Source organism: Streptococcus sp. HMSC071D03 (assembly GCF_001812125.1).
Classification (GTDB): Bacteria; Bacillota; Bacilli; order Lactobacillales; family Streptococcaceae; genus Streptococcus; species Streptococcus pseudopneumoniae_N.
This window is the reverse complement of the sequence record NZ_KV807769.1, coordinates 40,241-48,644: the sequence shown is the minus strand read 5'-3', so window position 1 is coordinate 48,644 and position 8,404 is coordinate 40,241. Positions and strand designations below refer to the sequence as shown.

General features: G+C 40.6%; 4 protein-coding genes and 1 pseudogene. 2 read left to right on the top strand and 3 right to left on the bottom strand.

Annotated elements, in window-relative coordinates; translation table 11 throughout:
* From HMPREF2837_RS11455 to ruvB, 3 genes are all read right to left on the bottom strand, one after another.
* Positions 1–5,279 (bottom strand): accessory Sec-dependent serine-rich glycoprotein adhesin (locus HMPREF2837_RS11455; protein WP_186823208.1); only part of this gene is annotated, 5,279 nt, incomplete at its 3' end.
* A gap of 574 nt (positions 5,280–5,853) precedes the next feature.
* Positions 5,854–6,426: a nucleotidyltransferase family protein gene (locus HMPREF2837_RS06735; RefSeq protein ID WP_049548416.1), complete on the bottom strand. Its 573-nt coding sequence runs from the start codon at positions 6,424–6,426 to the stop codon at positions 5,854–5,856.
* Positions 6,407–7,405, bottom strand: a complete 999-nt coding sequence (gene ruvB, locus HMPREF2837_RS06730; RefSeq protein ID WP_080979360.1) for a Holliday junction branch migration DNA helicase RuvB — start codon at positions 7,403–7,405, stop codon at positions 6,407–6,409. The genes HMPREF2837_RS06735 and ruvB overlap by 20 nt, the downstream gene beginning before the upstream one ends.
* 122 nt (positions 7,406–7,527) lie before the next feature.
* On the opposite strand from ruvB, the gene HMPREF2837_RS06725 reads away from it, so the two are divergent.
* Together HMPREF2837_RS06725 and HMPREF2837_RS11870 are read left to right on the top strand one after the other, a co-directional pair.
* On the top strand, positions 7,528–7,620 hold the full coding sequence (locus tag HMPREF2837_RS06725) for a type I toxin-antitoxin system Fst family toxin (protein ID WP_049548417.1): 93 nt from the start codon (positions 7,528–7,530) through the stop codon (positions 7,618–7,620).
* Between the two features lie 145 nt (positions 7,621–7,765).
* Positions 7,766–8,056, top strand: a pseudogene (locus tag HMPREF2837_RS11870) (site-specific integrase); the annotation flags it as partial.
* Positions 8,057–8,404 lie beyond the last annotated feature (348 nt).

Below are 8,404 nucleotides of genomic sequence, written 5' to 3'. Positions count from 1 at the left end.
CTTGCTGATTGACTTGCGCTTGTTGATGCTGACTCAGATGCACTGGTCATTGCACTTACTGATGCACTGGTTGAAGCAGACACTGACGCACTGGTTGACGCTGATGCTGACTTATGATCCGAATCTGACAAATCAGGAGTTACTGTGTTTTTGGTTCCATCTTTGTAGGTAATCGTTACAGTTTCATTGCTAGCAATCTCATACGATTTAATACGGAAATCTGACGCTGGGTTAGACGTCTTCACTGCATCTAGAATCTTATCAAGATCTTTTTGAGTCAAGGAAGTTAAATTAGAAACCTGGACAGCATCTTTTGGTTTAACACCCGGGAATTTTTCGTTCAATTTCCCTTGCGCTACTACAGCCGTTACTCTACCAGTATTATCTGATAAATCTGTAGCATTAGTTCCACGAGTCCATTTGTTTTTATCATTATATTGGACATTTTCTCCGTAAGTAGCAGTGTACTCTAGGACTTTTGGATTTGTTGTTGAAGCTTCAGTGGTAATATCCTTAATTCCTAGTGCATCATCATCTGAAGAATAACCAGTTTGGAAAATACGATTTATATCAGAAATTCCATCATTTAATTTTAGAGTTTTAATCTTACCACTATTATCTTTAGCAGTTAAAACAACTTTAATCTTGTCGCCTGCGAAGACTTCGTAACCACTGACTCCTGGACGAACATTATTCTTGATGGATTGTATTTCCCATAGGCCCGTCTTATCATTCTTAATATAAAGTTCAAAAGTTACTTCAGGTGCTACAGTTTCCTTGGTAATCGTTGCAGTCGTTGTAGACGAACTCAAGGTTTCAGTTCCACCACTTGGAAGTGTTACTGTTTTTTCTTGCTTAGCTGTCACATCTCTAGTCGGAAGGAGACCATTGTTGCCATCATAAGCATCCTGCAATTTTGTTGGTTCAAATGTGACGCTTGTTTCATTGTCCTTAGCAGTCTTGGTGAATGTATGACCAGCTAATGTTAATGTTACAAGAGCTCCAGGTGTGACATTCGTAACAACGATCGAACGATTTGGCAAGCCGCCAGTTTCATTGGTAGAATTAACTGAGATAGCTGGCGCTTGTGGGTTTACCTTAATAGTCACGTCTACTGTTCTACTATTTCCAGGAGCTCCACTATAGGAACCTTGCGGAAGAGTGACTGTAACTTTTTTCGTATAAACCCCAGGGTTTGCCAGCATAGCGTCATCAGGAGCCTGGACCCAACTAAAGGTTGTTCCTGTTGGGAAAGCTACACTTGTATTCGAATTTTTAAGTGCCTCTCCTGGCTTAGCAATAATCTCTGCTAATGGAGCCTTATTTCCCACAGTTGTAACATACTCTTGTCTAGCTACAGGATCAACAACTGTATAATCAAAGCTTGTCTGACTTGTCAAGGCTGGATTGCTTGTTGAAACATCCCCAAAACGTCCTTTTGGATAAGTGGCAATTAGCGTATAGGTTGTATGGTGACTAACAGGTTCCAGATTCACAACCTCTTTAGTCGTATACCATACTTCACCAAAAGTAGGAGTTCCAACATTAGTTGTTTGTTCAGCCCCTGTGTTATTTAACTTATATTTATAAGACCATTTGGTTCCTGTTGGAAGTTCCTTAAGATTGGTATACAAATCAGAATCTCTACCAATATTATTAGCCCAATCTCCTCCATCAACTTTACTAAGGTTAGCTTCTTTCGTTCCTTTAAAGGCATAGAACTTACCTGTCACACCATTGTAAGTCTTGGCTTCAACTTTCGGATAAACAGTATAGTTAACTGTTACATCATCAGTCGAGCCATCAGAATAAGTAACCTGTGCAACTGCACTTTTTGTCCCAGCAGATGTGTTGTCAATGCGACTAACCCATGAAACAGTCGTTCCTTGAGGGAACTGTCCTCCACCATCAAGCTGGACAAAGTTAGCCGCATTTGACAAATCATCTGCTGTTTCACCTACATAAGTATAGACCGTTGACGCCTTCGCTACAGCAGTATATTTATCAGTCTGGCTTTTGATTACAAATTTGACATAACCATTGTCGGTAATCCCATTTTTAGCATGGTCACTATCAGATGTATTTTTATCATCTGTTGCCATTAAATAGCGTTCAAATGATCCTAACTGTACAGTTTTTCCTAGAGTCCCTGTAAGGGTAATCTTTGCATCAGATTGATTCGTTAAGTTAGTAATCGGATTTGAACGATTGAGACCAGTATATCCTGCGTAGTTGTTTCCGTTTGCACTATCCGCAGTTCCTTGCATTTCAAACTTTAATGAAGAAATCTTGCCAGAATCATCAGTTGCTCTAAAGGTTACATTAACTTCTTCCCCACGGTATAGATAGATTTCCTTAGTTGTAGCATTATCATAATGAATCTCCAGTTTTGGACGTTCATTAACTGTAACAGATCGAGAAATAGTATTTCTTGTTAAATCCTTATAAATAATCGTTGCAGTTCCATCGTTTGCAACTTCAATATCTTTGATACGGTGTATTGCCTGATTATTTTTAGCATAGATGGCAGTCTTGACAGCTGTCTTTTCATCATCTGTTAAGCTATCTTTATTTGCTACAGGTGTAAAGTCAGGATTTATTACTTTAAGACGGTCTTTCAGTTGTCCTTGAGTGATACGAACATTACCAGTTCCTGTTGTGACATTTCGATTATTTACTTGGTCGGTAGCAACCGCATTTCGTTGCCAAGTATTTCCTGACTTCCACTCCAAATCATCCCTAAGATGGGCCTTTACAACGATATGAGCTGGACTGCTCTCAGTAGCATTGATATCGCCACTATTTAGATGGTCAACCACACCTGTACCATACTCATCTCCTGTATCATTATCACCTTGGAAGAAGTTGGTTGTTAAAGCAGGTCGATTAGCGTCCGCTTTGGAGATAATCTTAAACTCTTTTAGTTTCCCACTATTATCATACGCTGTGAAATCAACTGTAAAGTTATCACCAGCATAGACGATGTGTTCCTTCCCACGACTAGGGTCTGGACTCTCTGTCGCTTGGATGGGCTCGCCATCACGCGTCACTGTAACACCAGTTACAGGAGGTACCGTTTCAGCTCTCACGTTAGCTCGAACGACATCCACAGTGTTATCACGATAGGTAAGGGTGATTTCACCAGTGTTAGACACTGTAATTTCTTTACCACCTTCAGAATCTTTCTTGTAATCAGAACTGTTGAGGATAGTAGCATTTTTGCTTTTGAAGTTTTCAAGGATTTGAGCTCTTTCAGTCTCGCTCAAGGCAGATGGATTGTTAACCGTAACAGTATCACCACCCACAGGCTCGTTACGTTCATTGAAACCTTTAATACGGACAGTCATACGTGCTGTAGCTGTTTGACCATCTTTGTCTGTCACTTTATATTCAATAGCATAAGCACCAGTCGCATACGGCCGCCAATTTGTTCCTTCACGACCAATGGTTCCAACAATATGTACCGTATAAGATGTGCGGTATCCAGTTTTATGCCCACGTTGGTCATATGTCGCAAGATCTCCGTTTATTTTCTTACCTTTTACTATATTATATGGATAGTCTGGTGCACCCAAACCTGTGATGATAGGATTATTCCCAGGTTCTACTTTTGCCATTCCGGTGTCATCACTAAGGATCATATTCACAGGTGTAATGGTATCATCATTATAATAAGCAATCTCACTTGGCAAGCTAATAGTTGGTCGCTGAGATGCCGCACGGCTCTGACCTCCCGTGTTTCTAGACTGACCTGTTTCCCCAGTCGAAACGGTTGAGCTCATTGAGCTACTATAATTCCCTGAAGCATTTGCGCTTGTAAACGGTTGACTGCTTGTTGCCACTTGAGCATTCAAAGTAGCTTCATTAGAACGATTGTTTACCGTCGCATACACCAATATAGTCGCTTCAAGGTTTCCATTCAAATCATGGCGCTTGTTGAATACATATTCATTACCAGAACCACCACGTTTCTCCATGGCTTCTCCATTGAAAAGAACACGAGTGATGGTTGTGTTTCTATCCACCTGCGCGATCAGACCTGCGTAATTAAGCGGACTCTGCGAATGCATTTTGATTTTCCAGACAACCTCACGATTAGAACTTGAATAACTACCTTGTTCAAGTTGAGCTGTGGTGTGATTGTTTACCGCAATCGGAGAAATACCTCGGAGATTTTCTCCCGTTGCCATTGGTTGTCCATTACGGCTATCACGTTGGCCAGAGGTTGCACGTGAAACCGCATTGGCGATAGAGTTGCGAGCTGAAGTAGCTGTCTTGACAACTGTTCCTAGATCAGCGTTTGGATCCTTGAGGGCAGACTCAATCTCAGCAATAGCAGATTTCACCTTAAGAATGGCTGAGCTTGTATCAGGTAAATTAACTGCTTTAGCTAGATATTCACCCATTTCAGCTGAAAGTGCTGCCAGTTTCTTACGGTCTTCTGCTTGCTTTTTAGCGCTCACTTCTGCAGTCGTTGTCGCAGCAAGAGTCGCTGTTGTGGTTGCTGTCAGACTCGCATTTTGACTTGTGAAGTTTTCTGCAGTTGAAAGAGAACTAGAAAGATCAGGATTGACCTTAATATCGCTAGCCTTAACTGTGGCTCTGGATGTTCCGTCATTACTGATAGCATCTTCGCTAGGAGCCGTCTGTGAACCTTCTACATGCGAAACCTCAGAGAGGGAACTGCTTGCAACAGTCGAAGCACTATCTGATGTTGAGGCAGAATCGTTCAATGAAGATGAGATACTAGCTGAAGTTGAAGATGAAACACTGGCACTAGTGCTAGCTGATGTTGAGGCACTTACGGACTCGGATGCACTTGTTGAGGCCGAAATAGAGGCACTTGTAGAAGCAGAGATTGAGACACTCTCACTAACAGAGGTAGATGTTGAAACAGACGTTTGCTGCTCCTCATCTTTATTGACAGTTCCCAAAACAACCTGATCAGAATTCACTAGATTGTCAGTACCATCCACGACTTTCTCTACAGCCAGCTGTTCATTGGCATGGACTTGCGTATGAGTGGCAACTCCACCACCAACAACGGCCCCCGCGGCAACTATCCCCTTGAGGACATCTATCCCAGTTAAAGAAGTTGAGACACGATCTTCCACAACTTCAGTTGTCACCTGAGCAGTATCAACACCACCACGAAGAACCTTGAACAAACCAAAAAGAGAGGTAGATGCTCGAAGCCAGTGTTTCCCTGACTTGATCAATTTATACCTCGTTACTCGGTCTGTTTCTCTATATCGTCCTTCCTGACGTCTAAAAAACATGTTTTTTCTCCTTGAGTTTATTTTTTATAAAAAACTAAATACCAAAACATCCTTAAGATACACAGCCACGTTACATGGATATTTTCTCTTTTTTCACCCTGACAAGCAATGGTGTAGTCTTAAAAAATTTTTGATATAGAGCTCAATCTATAACACTTTATTATAGCACACTATAGGCTTCTTTGTCCAAAGATTAAGTTGAAAATAGATTAACACAAACGCCTTGAACTTTTTGTAGATTTTCCCTGATTGTAAGATTCTTTTTTGTCCAATAATCATCTGTTTACCTTTAAAAAATCAAATATTATTGTAAAAAATCAGTAGGATGAAATAAAATATAAACAAATTGACCAGAAAGAAAAGTCAGATCAATTTCTAAAAATATTTTAAAATCCGTAGCGTACTATTCTAGGTTCAATCTACTATATGTCGAATCATTGATCCATCAAAAAAAGCCGCCTGATTGGGCGACTTAATTTTTTATAGGGAGATTATTATGAAAAAGTTTTAGGAGTTAAAGTTAAGTTCTTCTTAACTTATGAAATAAGTATACAGCTCCTATCTTAAAGTTTCCTTAAGTATTTTTAACTGTAAGATTTTTCCATTTTTCTCGCCAATTTTTCTTGGATAAACGCTTTTGATAGAGCTTCATTCGGTCTTGATTTTCTAAGAAATGTGGAGTTGGAGCAACCTGAAAGTTCAAAATATCCTCCAAACCATAAGGCGCAAAGAGCTCTAAAGTTGTATCAGCTTGCAAGCGAAGTCCTACTGCCGTACAACGTTCAGGATACTTACTCATGGCATCGCAGGAATTTCTATACGGTTCCGTATGGGGACTATGCTGATGCATATAGACTTGATTTTTCAGCTCCCATTGATACTGGGGAAAGTCCTCCCTCAACTTGTTCTCTATAGCCAGTGTTTCTTCGTAACTCACATCTGGGTCAAAGAAAATCACATCCACATCCGTTTCACGGTCAAAGGATGGCTTATCTGACAAGAGATTCCAGATAAAATTTCGGACTGAACCAGCCGCCAACCAGGAATCTTTCAACTCCAAGTCACGGATGATAGTCAGAATAGCCATCATGTCAGGATTTTCTCTAAAAGAGTCTAAGATTTCAGTCTTATTTTTCAATATATTCATACCCCAAATGTTCATATGCCTTAGCTGTCGCGACTCGACCTGAACGAGTTCGCATGATAAATCCTTTCTGGATCAGATAAGGTTCGTACATATCCTCTACCGTCTCACGCTCTTCAGCGATATTAACAGAAAGTGTTCCTAGACCGACAGGACCTCCACCGTACATCTCAATCATGGTGCGGAGAATTTTCTGGTCCACATAGTCCAAGCCTTCATGGTCTACATCCAGCATGGTCAAAGCCTTGTCCGTAATCCCATCATCAATCAAGCCATCGCCCATAATCTGCGCAAAGTCGCGAACGCGCTTGAGGAGACGATTGGCGATACGAGGAGTTCCACGGCTACGGAGGGCCAACTCAGAAGCTGCCTCATGAGTAATTTCCATCTCAAAAATATCTGCCGTCCGCTCGACAATCTCTGTCAAGTCATCATGGGCATAATACTCCATGTGACCAGTAATCCCAAAACGCGCACGAAGAGGATTTGATAGCATTCCTGCTCGTGTCGTCGCACCAATCAAGGTAAAAGGTGGTAATTCTAGATGGACACTGCGACTACCTTCCCCCGCACCAATCATGATGTCGATGTAGAAGTCTTCCATAGCACTGTAAAGCACCTCTTCCACCGACATAGGCAAGCGATGAATCTCATCAATAAAAAGAACATCTCCTGGCTCCAAGTCATTCAAAATCGCTACCAGATCACCGGCTTTTTCGATAACAGGACCAGATGTTTGTTTGAGATTGACTCCCAGTTCATTGGCAATGACAAAAGCCATGGTTGTTTTCCCGAGACCTGGAGGGCCAAACAAAAGAACATGGTCCAGCGCCTCATCACGCATTTTAGCTGCTTCGATAAAGATTTGAAGCTGATCCTTGACCTTGTCTTGACCGATATATTCACGTAAATATTGGGGACGAAGGGTACGTTCTACCAACTCCTCATCGCCCATGATTTCATTATCTAAAATTCTACTCATGCTCCTATTATAGCAAAAATCCAGCCCACAAACAAAAAAGCCACCCGATTGGGTGACTCCCGAGTTTGGCACTTTATTCTACGTCACTGCTTCATCGCCTGCGAGAGAAAGTAAAATAGTCCATGATGGAACTAATCCTTAAAACTATCATTGGACCAATTGTGGTCGGTGCCGTTCTTCGCTTAGTCGATAAATGGCTAAACAAGGACAAATAGTGTCAAAAAAGACCCCTAGCTTATTTGGACGTGAGCTTGGGGTCTTTTCTAGCCTATGATATAGAACTAGTACTCAATTCCTTTTTATTATCCCATAGTTCACAAATTTTGTCAAAGTTTTACTCCCTTGTCCAATAATACTTTCAAGATTAAGAGAAAGTTAAAAATTATCAAGGAACAACAAAAGATTACATCACTATCAATGAACATGGGCGCTCATCAACTCAAATCAGTCAAACCAACATTTTAATCCACGAAATGAAACGATAGGCTTACACATGATGTACCACTTCTTCACATTATTTCACGAGTTCCAACCGAGCAGTTTGGGCAGGCACTAGGCCATACAAAAATCTATATGACGGATCGTTATAACCAAGTTGAGGACGAACTCACTGAAACGACAATAGACCTATTTCTTAGTCATATTCACTAAAAAATCCCCGCCAATTCCCCGACCAAAATCCTAAAAATACCGAAATTTATTGGAAAATGATGTTTAGGAAACTCCCAAAAGCCTGAAATAGAGCCAAAAAACTCCACCTGATTGGGTGGAGTTAAGGGAGATTATTATGAAAAAGAAAAGTTTAGGATTTTATTAAATAAAGTTAGGAGGTCTTTATTTAATAAAGATATAATACAAGACGAAGCTTAAAACTAGCTTAACTTTTCTCAAATTCTACCATTTTTCAAAAAAGTTCTATTACCATTACCTCACCCCACAAAAAAGTCACTTGATTAGGTGACTTCATTAGGAGATTATGATGAAAAAAAGTTTAGGATT